Source organism: Dyadobacter sp. BHUBP1 (assembly GCF_050587785.1).
Lineage (GTDB): Bacteria > Bacteroidota > Bacteroidia > Cytophagales > Spirosomataceae > Dyadobacter.
The window spans coordinates 140,145-154,630 of record NZ_JBOBIH010000005.1; the positions used below are offsets into that span (position 1 = coordinate 140,145).

General features: G+C 52.0%; 14 protein-coding genes. 2 read left to right on the plus strand and 12 right to left on the minus strand.

The features are described 5' to 3' along the window. Positions 1 to 88: 88 nt before the first annotated feature. From ACQ4MZ_RS20550 to ACQ4MZ_RS20580, 7 genes are all read right to left on the minus strand, one after another. The gene (locus tag ACQ4MZ_RS20550; RefSeq protein WP_430847983.1) at positions 89 to 511 is read right to left on the minus strand and encodes a secondary thiamine-phosphate synthase enzyme YjbQ; all 423 of its coding nucleotides are present in this window, start codon (positions 509 to 511) and stop codon (positions 89 to 91) included. A 50-nt stretch (positions 512 to 561) separates the two neighbouring features. Beyond that, a complete protein-coding gene (locus tag ACQ4MZ_RS20555) occupies positions 562 to 1,056 on the minus strand; it encodes a DinB family protein (protein WP_430847985.1) in 495 nt (164 codons plus the stop codon). 25 nt (positions 1,057 to 1,081) lie between these two features. After that, positions 1,082 to 1,468 carry a VOC family protein gene (locus tag ACQ4MZ_RS20560; protein ID WP_430847987.1) on the minus strand — a complete coding sequence of 129 codons (387 nt, stop codon included), beginning with the start codon at positions 1,466 to 1,468 and terminating at the stop codon, positions 1,082 to 1,084. A gap of 36 nt (positions 1,469 to 1,504) precedes the next feature. Next, positions 1,505 to 2,845: an MFS transporter gene (locus ACQ4MZ_RS20565; RefSeq protein ID WP_430847989.1), complete on the minus strand. Its 1,341-nt coding sequence runs from the start codon at positions 2,843 to 2,845 to the stop codon at positions 1,505 to 1,507. Between the two features lie 187 nt (positions 2,846 to 3,032). Continuing rightward, positions 3,033 to 3,647: a hypothetical protein gene (locus tag ACQ4MZ_RS20570; protein WP_430847991.1), complete on the minus strand. Its 615-nt coding sequence runs from the start codon at positions 3,645 to 3,647 to the stop codon at positions 3,033 to 3,035. A gap of 160 nt (positions 3,648 to 3,807) precedes the next feature. Next, positions 3,808 to 4,326, minus strand: a complete 519-nt coding sequence (locus ACQ4MZ_RS20575; protein ID WP_430847993.1) for a DinB family protein — start codon at positions 4,324 to 4,326, stop codon at positions 3,808 to 3,810. Between the two features lie 107 nt (positions 4,327 to 4,433). After that, on the minus strand, positions 4,434 to 6,737 hold the full coding sequence (locus tag ACQ4MZ_RS20580; RefSeq protein WP_430847995.1) for a glycoside hydrolase family 95 protein: 2,304 nt from the start codon (positions 6,735 to 6,737) through the stop codon (positions 4,434 to 4,436). A 197-nt stretch (positions 6,738 to 6,934) separates the two neighbouring features. Here ACQ4MZ_RS20580 and ACQ4MZ_RS20585 point away from each other — a divergent pair, with 197 nt between their 5' ends. Beyond that, on the plus strand, positions 6,935 to 7,681 hold the full coding sequence (locus ACQ4MZ_RS20585; protein WP_430847997.1) for a GNAT family N-acetyltransferase: 747 nt from the start codon (positions 6,935 to 6,937) through the stop codon (positions 7,679 to 7,681). Positions 7,682 to 7,750: 69 nt separating this feature from the next. Further along, on the plus strand, positions 7,751 to 8,398 hold the full coding sequence (locus ACQ4MZ_RS20590) for a hypothetical protein (RefSeq protein WP_430847999.1): 648 nt from the start codon (positions 7,751 to 7,753) through the stop codon (positions 8,396 to 8,398). Positions 8,399 to 8,520: 122 nt separating this feature from the next. Here the strand turns inward: ACQ4MZ_RS20590 and ACQ4MZ_RS20595 are convergent, their stop codons facing one another. From ACQ4MZ_RS20595 to ACQ4MZ_RS20615, 5 genes are all read right to left on the minus strand, one after another. Then, positions 8,521 to 9,465, minus strand: a complete 945-nt coding sequence (locus ACQ4MZ_RS20595; RefSeq protein WP_430848001.1) for an L-histidine N(alpha)-methyltransferase — start codon at positions 9,463 to 9,465, stop codon at positions 8,521 to 8,523. 10 nt (positions 9,466 to 9,475) lie between these two features. Beyond that, positions 9,476 to 10,633, minus strand: a complete 1,158-nt coding sequence (gene egtB / locus ACQ4MZ_RS20600) for an ergothioneine biosynthesis protein EgtB (RefSeq protein WP_430848003.1) — start codon at positions 10,631 to 10,633, stop codon at positions 9,476 to 9,478. Then, positions 10,614 to 12,191: an ABC transporter permease/substrate-binding protein gene (locus tag ACQ4MZ_RS20605; RefSeq protein ID WP_430848005.1), complete on the minus strand. Its 1,578-nt coding sequence runs from the start codon at positions 12,189 to 12,191 to the stop codon at positions 10,614 to 10,616. Before ACQ4MZ_RS20605 ends, egtB begins: the two co-directional genes overlap by 20 nt. Then, the gene (locus ACQ4MZ_RS20610) at positions 12,191 to 12,952 is read right to left on the minus strand and encodes an ATP-binding cassette domain-containing protein (RefSeq protein ID WP_430848008.1); all 762 of its coding nucleotides are present in this window, start codon (positions 12,950 to 12,952) and stop codon (positions 12,191 to 12,193) included. Before ACQ4MZ_RS20610 ends, ACQ4MZ_RS20605 begins: the two co-directional genes overlap by 1 nt. Positions 12,953 to 13,070: 118 nt before the next feature. Next, the gene (locus ACQ4MZ_RS20615) at positions 13,071 to 14,450 is read right to left on the minus strand and encodes a mercuric reductase (RefSeq protein ID WP_430848010.1); all 1,380 of its coding nucleotides are present in this window, start codon (positions 14,448 to 14,450) and stop codon (positions 13,071 to 13,073) included. Positions 14,451 to 14,486 lie beyond the last annotated feature (36 nt).

A 14,486-nucleotide genomic window follows, 5' to 3' on the forward strand; every position in this document is an offset into this window, starting at 1 on the left:
ACTTTGAGCTATCCCAAGGCAATTCTGAATTCCTGCTGAGTTAGGGAAGGCCAAAAAATAGAGGGTAGGCGCTTGATGTCCCACGTGCCTAAATTCCCCAGGCCGTAATCATGAGGTTTCTCGGCCCGCCGTAGTCGCGGTGCTCGCAAAGATAAATACCCTGCCAGGTACCGAGTGCGAGTCGGCCGTTCCGCACCGGGATCATCACCGAGCTCCCCAGCAATGATGCTTTCAAATGCGCCGGCATATCGTCGGAACCTTCATAGTCGTGCCGGTAATCGGGATCGTTTTCAGGGACGGATTTATTGAAATACATTTCAAAATCGATGCGCACAGTAGGGTCCGCATTTTCATTGATCGTCAGCGAAGCCGAGGTGTGCTGGATAAATACCTGGCACATCCCGGCTTTGATCTCGCTGATCGATGGTAGTGCGTGAAGGATTTCCCCCGTAATGAGGTGAAAACCGCGGCTTCTTGCTTTGAGCTGAATGCCTTGCTGGAACATTTTCATAAATGTCTGATCGCTGTTTAGCCCGCAAGAAAGCACAATTCCGTCTATTTCTACATGTAACGCATGCCCGGATATCCGAGTAATCTCCGCCAGAGGGCGATTTGCCCGATGATATTCGCTTCGCGGTAGATCGAGAAGGTGATCAGCTCATACAGCGATAATGAAAACTCCGGCCCCATATCGATGCGCCGTTCCAGTTCTTCATCGCTCACATTGCTCAGCAATTCTTTCAGGATAGGTGTGATTTTATTCCAATCCTCCTGATACGAGGCGATCGACGGATACTCCACCCCATCCTGAATTCCCTTGAAGTCTTTAAAAAGCTCGTTGGCCTGCTGCTGGCCCTTATAGCCGAACTGGCGTGCCAGATCGAAACGCTGCTCTACGAGCGCGCCTGCGAGCCAACCGATGTGGTTGGCTTTGGTATCCAGCCGCTTTTGCGTGTCTTCGTGAGATATGTTTTCTGTTACAAAGGCAAAAAAGGGAGTTTGCAAGTCGTAGAGGCTCACAATGCCCTGCATGCGGGTGCTCTTCACATTTTCCATGTTCTCAGTTGAAGGTTAAGGATGATTATTTTTCAGTTTCAATGACCGACAGGATATTGCCGGCCGGATCGGTGAACCAGGCAATGGTCGGGCCGTTGCCCCGCATGATATCGTCCGGGTCCGTCTTGAATCCTGGCCAGTCGTAGCTTTCGAATTTCACTCCTTTGGATTTGAGTGCTTTAACGACCTCTTCAATGTTCCTGACCGGGAAATTGAGTACGGTGAAAGTCGCAGGCTCGTGATTCGGTTTTTCGTACAGGATCACTTCGTAGCCTCCGTGAATGTGCAAATGGAGGACCGGCATTTCCTGCTCCTGCGATACTTCTATTCCAAGTACTTCGCCGTAAAACTGTCGTGCTTTCCGCAGGTCATCTACCGAGTATCCGCTGAAAGCTTTCGTTTGTCCAAACATAGCTGTGTAGGTTAGTTGTTGATTGAAAATAAAAGACTATGAGGCCTGCTCGCTGACAGGCACGTCGTTGGTATCGTATTCAGGCGCGGGTTTCTGATAGACGAGCGACAATTTCCGGTAAGCAGCTGATTGCATAGCGATCAGTGTTACAATGAGACCCACAATGCCCGTTACAATAAACAAAAGTGCCAGGCCACGTGCCGTTCCTGTCCCGAACCAGGAGCCGATCAGTCGTACGCCGGCGCCGGTTGTCATGAAAGGAATGAAAATAAATTTGGCAATAGGCCCGATCATGAATGCGGTGATCGGAGAGGCGGCCTGCTCAATGCTTTGCGCGAACCCGAATACGCGGCCCTGACGTTCGTGCGGGATGACCTTTTGAAGGATCGTCTGCTCGGTCGCTTCCACAACGGGGATCAGGCAGAGGTAAACGAACATACCAATGCCCAGTAGCACAATGGACGACTGAATGGGGAAAATCATGCATATCAGCCACATCACGATGTTCGAGGTAAATAATGTTTTCAAAGGCATTTTTCCCAAACCGCGCTTTGCTACCACCAATCCGCCCACGATGAAACCAAGGCTCAGCACGCCCCACAGGATTCCCCAAGCCTGCACCGATACGAGCGAGAGGCCGTACGCGTCCATGAGCGACATGAATACCCCGCCCAGGAAGTTGTTGAATGTATTGAAGAAAATTAATCCGAACAGGCCCGGAACCATGCCCACTGCCGCAACGGTACCCCGGATATCGATATGCTGCGCGTGCGATTCGGTGTGGACGACTTCTTTTTCAGGAATGGAGATCGTGAGTAAATGCAGGATTACCAGGACGCTCAGGCCTACGGCCAGCACCATCATCCATAATACACCCAGATAACCGATCACCAACCCGCTGAAAATCGACGCGATCAAAAACGACACGCCATTCGCCGTACCGACCATGCCGTTGGCCTTGTCCCGGTTGTCTTCCTCGATCAGGATCGTCACCACGGTGGACAATGCAATGGAGCGGATGTTTCCGGTAATGGCCCCGAAGAGGCAAAGCGTGATAAAGAGCCAGAGATTAACGCTCGAATCGTCTTTGAAAACGGCTTCGGGCGTGGAAATGTAAATGATCAGGGCGATGATGTAGAGTACCAACGTGAGCGTAGCCGAGAGCATCATCGAAGTCTTTTTCCGGTACCTGTCGACGATCGAGCCCAGAAAGAAGCCGGAAACGGCCACTGTTGCAAGGTAAACCCCGGCCATGACCGAGGTGGCGAGTACCGATCGGGTTTCGAGATAGACCCAGAACGTGACGGCAAACCAGACAAACGTATTCGTAAGCGCAGCTGCCAGCGAATTGGCTAAAACCGCATAAAACGTTTTCATAACGATATCGATTAATTACCGGATTGTCACCGGCTTGCGAAGTGTTGTTACAAAAATACGGCCAGCCCGGCATTTTTCCGGGGTGAGTATAAGACAAATTACGGGTGTGATTGTGCCAAAGAAGTTCTTGGCGAGTGGAATGAAATGCCGGAGAAATGAAAAACCCCGGAGAAAACCGGGGTTTGGGCTATTTCGGATCCACGCGTTGGTGCGCGGCTTTCGGAGCGTTGTATTGGGTTGGCTGCGGAGCCGTCGATTGTGTATTACCCTGGCCCTGCTGTGGCACCGTTTGACCGGTCGTGGGCTGTGTAGCGCCTTGCACAGGCGACGTTTGCGTCGCGGGAGCATAGGTTCCTGGGACGGGTGTTCCGGTCGAAGGCGCCTGCTGCATTTGAACCTGCTGAACCTGGCCGGGTGCGGCGGCGGATTGCTGCTGGATCAGCTGCGGTTGATAGCGTTCGGTCATGGTTCGCGGGTCTTGCGACGTAGTTACTTTGGGTACCGTGCCCTGCTGGGTAACGGGTCGTGAGTTCACTTCAAACCCCAGATCCTGCACCTCGGATACTTTCTGACCGGGTACAACGGCCGGTGCGGGTTGGACGATGGTACCGAGTTGTCCTGGTGCCTCAGGTGCAATCTGGCCAGTAGGTTTTGGTTTGAAAGTAGTAGCGGGGGCCGATTGTGCGCCGGAATAGGCTCTCGGGACTTGTCCCGTTGGCGCGGGCTGTCGTACCTGCGCATTGGTGTTTAAGGAAAACAGCAGGCCCACAGCGGCGGCTACTGTCCATGCTTTGGATTTCATGTGCGGCATAGTTCTCAATTTCAAGAGTTTCAATGGCGCTAAGGTAGGCACTAAAACCATTCCATGAAAATCAAAGCCCCATTTCTCCTTCCGACCGGGAGCATTGGCTGGTCAGCGCAACTTACGGAGGAAAGTGAAATGGGGCGGAATTTATCGGCTGTTAGGCGCGATCCCAGAAGAATGGCGGTTCCACGCCCAGCGCACGCAGGTACACGTAGCCTTGTGCACGGTGGTGAACCTCATTGTCGATCAGGTAAAGGATCGTGTTGTAGATCGTGTTTTCGTACATTCCAAAGGCTGCTTCCACCTCGTTGAAGCGCTGCGCAGGAATTTGCGGCCACAGCGTGTTAATGTAGTCGGTTACCAGGTCCCAAAGGTTGAGCACTTCCGCTTTGGTGGCTGGTGCGGGAGTCGAGTGATTGAGCACCGGCTCACTGAATGTCCAGTCGCCGAATGCGATACCGCGTATACCAGGAGCTGCCAGGCCGATCATCTCCATGGTGAGCTGGGCGTAAGTACGCATGCCGCCGATCGAAAAAGTATAAAACTGATCCTCAGGAAATGCTTCGATAACCTTACGGCTGACGCGACGGTGGCCTTGCCAATGTTCCAGAAGTGCCTCAGCGGTAATAACGGTTGCGGGAGCGGCCAGTTCTTGTGCGGTGTTAGTAGTTTCCATGTCAAAGGTTTTTAAAGTTTATTGTTTGATTACATTACAAACTAAACATCGCCGAGTGACAGCAGTATGTCAGCAGCATTTTCGGGCCGCTGAAAAAAAAAACAATTTTATTTTAAAACCTTCAAATCCGGCCCGAAACGGTAGGTTTTGCCCTTCGTCGTATTCACCGATACCGTCTTGTTGCCATAGCGCAGCCTGCATGGGTTGCCGGCTTTCGAGCGGACCGTCAGGGTTTCGAGCTGTCCGTTTTTCCAGGTCATATCCATTTCAAACCCGCCACGGGCGCAAAGTCCGGTAACACGGCCGGTTGGGAGAGCGCCCGGTAGTGCGGGCAACAGATTGATTTCGTTCAGATGACTCTGCACCAATGTTTCGAGGATACCGGCGGCACCGCCGAAGTTGCCGTCGATCTGAAAAGGCGGGTGGGCGTCGAACAGGTTGGGGTAGGAGCCGCCGCCGCTCATTTTCTGACCGGCGTCATACACCGGATTGAAAAGCTTGCGGATCATGGTATAGGCGTGTTCGCCGTCCAGGAACCTTGCCCAATAGTTGATTTTCCAAGCCAAACTCCACCCCGTGCCGTCGTCGCCGCGGTAATGGAGCGATTTCATCGCCGCTTTGAGCAGCTCGGGCGTGCCGGTTGGCGTGATCTCTTCGCCCGGGTACACGCCCCACAAATGCGAAACATGGCGGTGATGGCTCGTAGTATCGTCGATGTCGGTCATCCATTCCTGCAATTGTCCGTAACGGCCAATCCGGTTCGGTGCGATTTGCCGGCTGGTTTCAGCCAGTTTTTGAGCAAATGCGGCATCTGTTTTCAAAATGTCGGCCGTTTCAATGCAGGCCTTGAACAACGCACGGATGATCTGATGGTCCATCGTCGGACCGGCCACCAACCCGCCATTTTCCGGAGAATTGGAGGGCGAGCTGATCAGGAGGCCTGTTTTCGGATCTTTAACCAAAAAATCGAGGAAAAACTCCGCTGCGCCTTTCATTAGTGGATAAGCTGTGTTTTGCAGGAATGCCTTATCCTGGGTGAACCGATAGTGTTCCCACAAATGCAGGCTGAGCCAGGCGCCCCCCGTTACCCAAATGCCGTGATTGGAGGCATTGATGGGCGCCGCCCCGCGCCACACATCCGTATTATGGTGTAACACCCAGCCCTTTGCATTGTAGTGTTCCTTCGCTACTTCCGTTCCGGTTTGGGAAACTTCCTTTACCATTTGAAACAGCGGTTCGTGGCACTCGCTGAGGTTGGTCATTTCGGCAGGCCAGTAGTTCATTTCGGTGTTGATGTTCACGGTGTACTTGCTATCCCACGACGGATTAAGCTTGTGGTTCCATTTACCTTGCAAATTGGCGGGATGCGTTCCCGGCCGGCTGCTGGCAATGAGCAGGTATCGCGCAAACTGGACATACAATGCGAGCAATGCCGGGTCGTCGGGCTTGCTTTTGAACTGGCTCAGGCGCTCGTCGGTAGGTAATGCGGACGCATTGCTGGCCGGTAGCGTCAGCGCGAACCGGTTGTAAAGCTTTCGATAATCCGTCGAATGCGCGGCCAATGCTTTTTCAAAATTGGGTGCATTCCGGAGGATTTCGGACGTTTTTGCAGCGGGGTCGCCATTTACGTTTTTGTAATCGACGTAGTTGGTGGAGGCCGCAAGTATGAGCGTCGCATTCGTGGCATTTGAAATCAACAGTTTTCCATCGGTTTGTTTTACCGCGCCATCAGTGACGACTTTGAGTTTGGCGATACCGAATAGCGCACCTTTATTGACGTAAACTTCCAGTTCAATCTGTTTTTCGCCCATATTCACTTCTTTTTTTGCGTGAATAGCGTCCATCCGTACGGTAAAATCCAGTTTGCCTTTCCGTGAGCTGGTGATTTGGTAATAGATCGCTTTCGCAGGATAACTGGCGAATGCCTCGCGCGTATAGCGGATGCCGCCCGATTCATAACTGCTTTTTACAGTGGCGCCCCGGAGGTCGAGTTCACGTACATATGCACTGTGCTGCGTGTGGCCCGGAAAGTCTACATACACATCACCAAAAGCCTGATAGGCCATTTGCCGCATCGGCTGGCTCATGAACTGCTCATTGGCCAGCTTTTCAGCTTCCTTTTGCTGGCCTTCATTGAGGAGTCGGCGAATCTCGCCCAGGTGTGCGGAGGCGCCCTTATGTGCGTAACTTCTTGGTTCGCCTGTCCATAGCGTCTCCTCGTTAAACTGGATCTGGTCGGTTTCCACGCCGCCGGAGATCATGGCGGCCAGTGCACCATTGCCAATGGGTAATGCTTCTTCCCATTGTTTTGCGGGTTGTTTATACCAAAGCTTCGAGGCGGCGTCACCCTGCGCGTGGCATTGGAAGATAATAAGTGTAAAAAAGGTAACGGTCTGAATTAGAGGCTTCATGCCGGTCTGGGATATAGTGAATAGAAATGTCGGTTTAACAAAAAGCACCGCCGCTGCCTTGCTGACGTGTTTTTAGCCGCCATGCCCGTACAAAAAAAGGCCGGTGAAGCACCGTATTTCCTGCAATGCAGCTAGTTTTTTTCATACCATTATACTACCTTATTACCCGCTTACCCCTACACTTTGCGCGCCACACTATGCGAGTTAGTATTTCTAAAATCGGGCTGGATGGGATCAGGGACCTTCGCACGATGTTCCTGCACGAAAACAACTTCCAGTTTGTCTGTAACAAGTGCCACGACTATGGCTGGGCCGATACCTGGCTGTTTCGGATCGACAATGTCCGCATAGGTTATGGTTCCGTTTGGGGCACCGATCGCCGACAGGACCGCGACACGATCTTCGAATTTTATCTGCTGCCGCCTTACCGAAAACATGCCAGCATTGTATTTGAGGAATTTCAATCGCATTGCAAAGCGATATGGATCGAAAGCCAGAGCAACGACATTTTCCTGACCACAATGCTCTATCGTTTCTGCGAAAACTCTTTTGCGGAAGCCATTCTTTTTGAAGACGGTTTCCAGACTTCCTTCGAAATGCCGGGAGCCATTTTCCGCAAACGCTCCGAGCACGACCCGATGAATGGCGACGATAGTGAATACGTGGTCGAGGCGAACGGCGAGATCGTCGCCAGTGGCGGCCTGATGCTCAATTATAACATTCCTTATGCCGACATCTATATGCAGACGCGCGAAACGCACCGCGAGAAAGGCTATGCGACCTATATTGTGCAGGAACTGAAACGCATCGCATACCGGATGGGCCGCGTGCCCGCCGCGCGCTGCAATATCGGTAATCGCATTTCCCAGGCCACTTTGGAGAAGGCCGGTATGCGGGTGTGTGGTTTCCGGCTGAAAGGGGCAATACGGGTTTTGGAAGATTGAGAAGTTTCAGCCTGTGACGCACGGCACGCTTTTTGAAGCTAATGGGTTTCAAATCAAACAACTGAAACCATGGCTACTACAACAAGGGGCAATACCAAAGAAGCCTCTTCTAAAATGAAACAAGGCGCTTCGGAAAAAAGCGCTTCTTCGAAAAGTACGGCCACCAAGGCCACGACCAAAAGCACCGCGAAATCGACGTCTTCGAAGGCATCCGCTACTAAAAAAACAGCCGCGGAAACCACAGCCGCTGCACGGGCTGCCGGTAAAAAGGCGTCAACCGGAGCGAAATCCGAACCTAAATCGGGCGGTACCAAATCAGATAGTACGAAGTCAGCGAATGCAAAATCTGCAAACTCTAAATCGGCGGGATCGAAGTCAGCCAGCGCCAAGACGCCGGATAGCAAATCTACCGGTTCGAAAAAATCGTCAGGCAGTTCCGGATCCAATACTTCGACCCGCGACCACGATACGATCCGGGCCTGGGTGGAGAAGCGTGGCGGTGTGCCTTCGGTAGTGAAGGCCACCGGCAAGAAAAAAGATGGCGACGGCATCCTGCGCATCGATTTTCCAGGATACAGCGGTGAGGATTCGTTGGAGGAAATCAGCTGGGAAGATTTTTTCCAGAAATTCGACGAAAGCAAACTGGAATTTTTGTACCAGGAAAAAACGGCTGATGGTAAAGAGAGCCGCTTCAACAAGTTTGTATCGAGCAACTGAGGCAATGTGCTCGTAGTGTGAGAGTTCAATAATTAATCAGATTGCTGTCAGCCTGAGCGAAGCCGAAGGCCGGTACAGGGCCGGCCTTCGATTTCGCTGACAATTAATAATACAACGTCATTTCACAACGTCCAGAGGCTATCCGCAAAATAGGCCTTGCAGTCCTGAAAATGCTCTACAACCCGGAAGCCGTTGGCCGCGGCTACTTCTTCAATTTCAGATAATGTATACTTCTTGGAAAGTTCGGTCCAAATCAGTTCGTTCCGGTCGAAATCGTAGCACTTGTCGGTATGCCGGATATGTACTTTTTGCGGCACCAGGCTTACCAGATAGCTTCGTACTTCGCCGTTAACCGGATTGTAATGCGAGTAGAAATCAAACTGGTTGGTTTTGAAATTTCCGCCCAGTTCCCGGTTGATACGGTGTAATAAATTGATATTGAATGCTTTGGTGATGCCACGCGGATCGTCATAGGCGCAACGCACGGTGGCCGGGTTCTTTTGCAGATCGAAGCCCGTGAGCAGGTAATCGCCCGGGCTCATACATTTGCGGAAATCGGCGAGCAGGCTTTTGACCTCGTGTGCTTCGTAATTGCCGATATTTCCGCCCAGGAAAAGTAAAAGGCTCGGTACGCCCGATGCAGCCAGTTCCTCCATCATAGAGAAGTAGTTGCCGATCATCGGGCTGATCTTCAAACCGGGCAAGTGGGCATGCATATTGGCCGTTAGCTCTTCAATGGCTTTGGAAGAAATGTCGATCGGAACATAGGTAAAGTCGACCTGTTGTTCGACCAGCTTTTTCAGCAACTGACGTGTTTTGATACCATCGCCCGCGCCGAATTCTACGATTTGGAACGGGCCGGTGAATGTCAGCTTTTTGATAATATTTTCCCCTTGCAGCGACAAAATCTCGAACTCGCACGGCGTAGGGTAATATTCCGGCATTTTCATAATGTCCTGGAAAATCCCGCTGCCTATATCGTCGTAAAAATACTTGCTTGAAATGTGTTTCTGTGGTGCGGACAATCCCTTGTGAACGTCTCTCGCAAAAGTTTGTAAGTCTGTCATATCGATTGATTTATCGCGCGAGCCGGATGCCTGTGTACTGCCAGCGCTCGTGTGTGTGAAAGAAGTTACGATAGGTCTTGCGGGCGTGTCCGGGCGAAGTGGCTACTGACGCGCCGCGGAGTACCATCTGGTTCACCATGAACTTGCCATTATACTCTCCGACGGCCCCCGGCGCTTTCGAAAAGCCCGGGTAGGGCAGGTAGGCGCTGTTGGTCCATTCCCAGCGCTGGCCCCAGTCGAGGTTGGCGGAGGCAATCTCCCATTCGAACTCGGTAGGCAGGCGCATCCCTTTCCATTGGGCAAATGCGGCGGCTTCGAAAAAACTGATATGGCTTAGAATAGCTTCACGATCCACTTTTTGCAAGCCATTCAATGTAAAATAACGCCATTCGGCTTCGATCCGGTGCCAGTACATCGGGGCAGAAACCTGATTTTGATTTACCCAGGACCAGCCTTCATCCAACCAAAGGTTGAAATCCTGATAACCGCCGGCTTCCATGAATTCGATGTACTCACCGTTGGTAACGAGTCCTTTTGCAATTTCAAACCCATGTAAATATACTTTGTGCCTACCCAATTCATTGTCGAAACAAAACCCTTCACCCTGGTGCCCGATGTCGTAAATGCCTTCGGGAATGGCCAGAAAGCCGGTTTCGGTGTTGCGACCGCCGACCATGTTCTGTCCCTCACGGTAAACCGGAAAGAGCGGGTTGTGACCGAGGATGTATTTGATATCGGTGATCAGAAGCTCCTGGTGCTGTTGCTCGTGGTGCAGGCCGAGCTCTACCAAAGCCAGGATTTCCGGATCGGAGAGATTTTCGAGCAACGCGTCCATTTGCTCGTCTACATACCGGCGATAGGCGTACACGGCTTTGGTAGTGGGGCGCGTCACATTCCCACGATCAGTGCGGAGCGTGCGTTCGCCTACGTTGTTGTAATAGCTGTTGAACAGATAATTGAAATCGGGGTCGTAAACGCGATACGCCGCTACATTGGGTTTGAGGACGAAGGTTTCAAAAAACCAGGTTGAATGTGCCAGGTGCCACTTGGGCGGGCTTACGAATGCAACGGGCTGCGGTACGTAATCTTCCGTTTCGAGTGGCTCACAAATGTATTCCGAGAGTTTCCTGACATTGTGAAATGCTTCCCTAATGCCGGTGGCTTCCATTAGTTGCATAGTTTTTCAGATCGGTGATGGATTGGATATTCAAGGATTGTGCCTGCGCGCGACGCATCATCAGCGCATAAGCATTATTAAAGCCGATGGGACGGAGCCATTGGAGCTTGTATTGTTTTAAAAATTCATTTTTGACGTAGGCATAGACCTTTTCGCGATCGCCTCCGAGTTCTTCCAGCTGTTGGCGACCGGGTTTCAGGATCGCAAGCAAGCCAGTGCCCGTGTACTCGGGGTACATATCGATTTCGGCGTTGGTCAATGCGTCGAAACAGATTTTGGTGCCGCCCAGCCCGGTTTTGGTTATGACTTGCAGGTCGGTATGTCCTTCGATCAGTTCCTTGTACATTTGAATGAGAATGTACTGCTCGGCGAAAATCTTCGAACCGAGGCGCAGCGTGCCCTTATGACCGCTGCGAGGCGACTGGTAGAGATTTTTGGAAACGAGAAATTCATGGGCAACACGGTCAGGAGCTTGTTTGAGATAATCGACACGGTAGTTCAGTTCGGTCATGACGGAATCACCGATATACCCCGACAATTGCTCTAATACCGACTGTAATTCAGGGTATTGCCTGAGTGCCTCGCTCCGCACCACGGGCGCGGCATAGTAGGGCGGGAAAATGTGCTGGTCGTCGTCCAGCGTTACGAGGTCGAATGCTTTCAGCCGACCGTCCGTGCTGTACCCGCTGATCACGTCGAGCTTTTCTTCAAATGCAGCCTTATACATCACGGCGTCGCTGATCACCACGGTAGGAATATCCAACCCGTACTTCGATTTCAGGCCTAAATAGCCATCTTCCCGTCCCATGAATTCGGGCGTAAAACCAGCCAGCAGCTTGCCTTTGGCATAAGGGATCAGGTAAAAGGAAGAGAGCAAAAGCAGCAAAACGGGCAATACAACCTGGATTTTACGCATGCTTCTCAAACCAGTCTTTTGGAGCAACGATAGCAGGAAGTCGAACAATACGGCCAGCAATGCAGCCGGAATGGCCCCGGCGAGGATCATTTGTGTATTATTCAATGCAATGCCCCCGAAAATAAACTCGCCCAAACCTCCCGCTGCTATGTAAGCGGCGAGCGTAGCGACGCCTACATTGATGACCGTGGCGGTACGGATTCCGGCGAGAATCACGGGCATTGCTAGCGGCAACTCCACACTTGTCAAAATCTGCCACGGGTTCATACCCATGCCCCTCGCAGATTCGGTGATGGCCGGATCGACGCCCGTGATACCCGTGTATGTGTTGCGGATAATAGGTAACAATGCGTATAGAAACAGCGCGGTAATCGCAGGCAAGGCACCAATGCCCAGCAGCGGTATCATAAAACCAAGCAACGCAATGCTGGGAATAGTTTGCAGCACTCCTGCGATTCCAAGCACCAGCCACGCAGCTTTTTTCCGCCGCGCGATCCAGACTCCCAGCGGTAGTCCTACGGCAATGGCGATGAGCAACGAGATGCAGGTGAGACCGATATGGGCCACAGTCTGGTCCCACAGCTTACCCGACTGCTGCGCTATAAAACCCCAAAGTGACTGTTGCTCTTCCATTACCCTTGTGCTCTGATGCGTTCGTAAATGCGGGAAATATCGTCGAGTTGCTGGCCCAGGAACGAGTGTACGAACTCGTTCACGGGCCTGAGTAGCAGATCGCCGGGCTTGCCTTGTTGTACAATGCTGCCCTTGTCCATCAGGCAAATATGATCGCCCATTTGAAGCGCTTCCTGCACATCGTGGGTGACGAGCACGACGGTCTTCCGTTTCAGTGCGGGCAGCTCCGCGAAGTCATTTCGCACGCTCGTACGCGTTACAGGGTCGAGTGCGCCAAAGGGCTCGTCGAGGAGCAGAATGGGCGGATCCGCTATCAATGCACGGGCAATGGTGATCCGCTGCTGTTGTCCGCCGCTCAGCTCGCCCGGGTATTTATTTTTGAAATGCGGAGGTAGTTTCAGCTGTTCGAGCCAGCGCACGGTATGTTCCTGAATTTCGTTCGGCTGCCAACTCAACAGTTTCGGCACAACCGCGATATTCTCGGCCACGGTATAATGCGGGAAAAGCCCATTGTTTTGAGAAACATAGCCGATCGACCGGCGCAGCATTTCCGGGTTTTCCCCGGAGATATCTTTGCCCGAAATCTCGATCCGGCCGGAAGTGGGTTCTATCAGCCGGTTGAGCATTTTCAGCGTGGTGGTTTTTCCGCAGCCGCTCGTACCCAGCAGTACCATGGTTTCGCCTTCGCCTACCCGGAAGGAAACATCCCTAACGGCCTCAATACCATTAAAATGCTTGCTGATGTGGTCGGCAATGATCATGATGTATGCTAACAGGTACGTGGTTCAGGTCTGCAAAATGAATTTGCCTATTCTTTTTGTACGTAAATCGGCCGGAAAACGATCCATTTTTACCGAAAAAAGGCAAAAATGCTGGCCACTAATCGAGCGTCAGGAAAAGGTTGTTCAGCGATTCCGCATACGTGGGATGTGCAAATACGCCGTTCCGTATCTGCTGGTAAGTGATGCCGCCGATCATCGCCATTTGAAGAATCGTCACGATCTCACCGCCTTGTTCCGCCAGGACGGCCGCACCGAGGATTTTGCCGGTTTGGGCATCTACGATGGCTTTCATCATGCCCCGTTCATCCCCGGTTTCGATCGATCGTGCGACGTTGTCGTTTTGCAATACAGCTACTTTTATATCAAGCCCTTTTTCCCGCGCTTCCTGTTCCGTAATGCCCACACGACCGAGCTGCGGGTCGATAAACATGCAATATGGGACGAGCCGCTCCGCAATACTGATTTGTTTTTTCTCAACAACATGCTGGATGATCAACCGGTAATCATCGTAGGAAACGTGCGTAAAAGCAGGGCCGCCCTTCACATCCCCCAATGCAAAAATGCCTTCTGCTGTGGTTTCGAGTTTCGCATTTACCTGGATGTATCCTTTTTCATCGAGGTCAATGCCAGCCATTTCGAGTCCGAATTCGCCTAGATGCGGCCTGCGTCCGGTAGCCACGAGCACATGCGTACACGAGCGCCGACTTCTGCGCCCCTCTGTTTCAAGTGTGACCGCAATGATATTCCCGCTTTGAGTGAATTGAACCGCCTGCGTATTGGTGAGTATTTCAATGTCCTCCCGGGCAAGTATCTTCACGATTTCTCCGGCGATATCTGCGTCTTCTTTTTTCAAAATCCTTTTCGAGCGCTCGATGATCGTCACCTTACTACCGAACCGCGCGAACATTTGCCCGAATTCCAGAGCGATATAGCCGCTGCCGAGAATGAGTAGATGCTCCGGGATCTCAGATAGCTCCATAATGGTGGTGGAAGTCAGGTAAGGGATGCTCCGAATGCCCTCGATATCAGGTATGACGGGTTGGAGGCCGGTATTGAGAAAGAATCTGTCTGCAGTGAACGTTTCGCTGCCGCCATCCTTTAATGAAACCGTAATCTCCTTTCGACCGGAGAAACGGGCCGTACCGTAAATGAGGTCGAGGCCGGCGGTGTTGAGGATACGCTCTTCGGAGTTACCGCGCATAGTGTGTACAATGCTGTTTTTGCGATCGAGGATTTCGTCGAAATCGATCGTGATGCCTCCAACGCTCACGCCGAGGGTTTCATTATGTCGCGCCGACCATGCCGCTTTCGCCGAGGCGACCATCGCTTTAGTGGGGGAACAGCCGTCGTTCACACAAGTTCCACCGACCCATCTTTTTTCAATTAGTGCTGTTTTCAGACCTGATTCGGCCAGCTTGCGGCAAAGCGGCGTACCTGCCTGACCAGCGCCGATTACAATCGCGTCGTAATGTTTCATAAAAGGAATGATTGATTGCCGGGACCAATTAAAGAA

Coding starts and splice junctions, on each gene's coding strand:
- ACQ4MZ_RS20550 (WP_430847983.1), bottom strand. CDS start 511: ATGAAAATGTTCCAGCAAGGCATTCAGCTCAAAGCAAGAAGCCGCGGT.
- ACQ4MZ_RS20555 (WP_430847985.1), bottom strand. CDS start 1,056: ATGGAAAATGTGAAGAGCACCCGCATGCAGGGCATTGTGAGCCTCTAC.
- ACQ4MZ_RS20560 (WP_430847987.1), bottom strand. CDS start 1,468: ATGTTTGGACAAACGAAAGCTTTCAGCGGATACTCGGTAGATGACCTG.
- ACQ4MZ_RS20565 (WP_430847989.1), bottom strand. CDS start 2,845: ATGAAAACGTTTTATGCGGTTTTAGCCAATTCGCTGGCAGCTGCGCTT.
- ACQ4MZ_RS20570 (WP_430847991.1), bottom strand. CDS start 3,647: ATGAAATCCAAAGCATGGACAGTAGCCGCCGCTGTGGGCCTGCTGTTT.
- ACQ4MZ_RS20575 (WP_430847993.1), bottom strand. CDS start 4,326: ATGGAAACTACTAACACCGCACAAGAACTGGCCGCTCCCGCAACCGTT.
- ACQ4MZ_RS20580 (WP_430847995.1), bottom strand. CDS start 6,737: ATGAAGCCTCTAATTCAGACCGTTACCTTTTTTACACTTATTATCTTC.
- ACQ4MZ_RS20585 (WP_430847997.1), top strand. CDS start 6,935: ATGCGAGTTAGTATTTCTAAAATCGGGCTGGATGGGATCAGGGACCTT.
- ACQ4MZ_RS20590 (WP_430847999.1), top strand. CDS start 7,751: ATGGCTACTACAACAAGGGGCAATACCAAAGAAGCCTCTTCTAAAATG.
- ACQ4MZ_RS20595 (WP_430848001.1), bottom strand. CDS start 9,465: ATGACAGACTTACAAACTTTTGCGAGAGACGTTCACAAGGGATTGTCC.
- egtB (WP_430848003.1), bottom strand. CDS start 10,633: ATGGAAGCCACCGGCATTAGGGAAGCATTTCACAATGTCAGGAAACTC.
- ACQ4MZ_RS20605 (WP_430848005.1), bottom strand. CDS start 12,191: ATGGAAGAGCAACAGTCACTTTGGGGTTTTATAGCGCAGCAGTCGGGT.
- ACQ4MZ_RS20610 (WP_430848008.1), bottom strand. CDS start 12,952: ATGATCATTGCCGACCACATCAGCAAGCATTTTAATGGTATTGAGGCC.
- ACQ4MZ_RS20615 (WP_430848010.1), bottom strand. CDS start 14,450: ATGAAACATTACGACGCGATTGTAATCGGCGCTGGTCAGGCAGGTACG.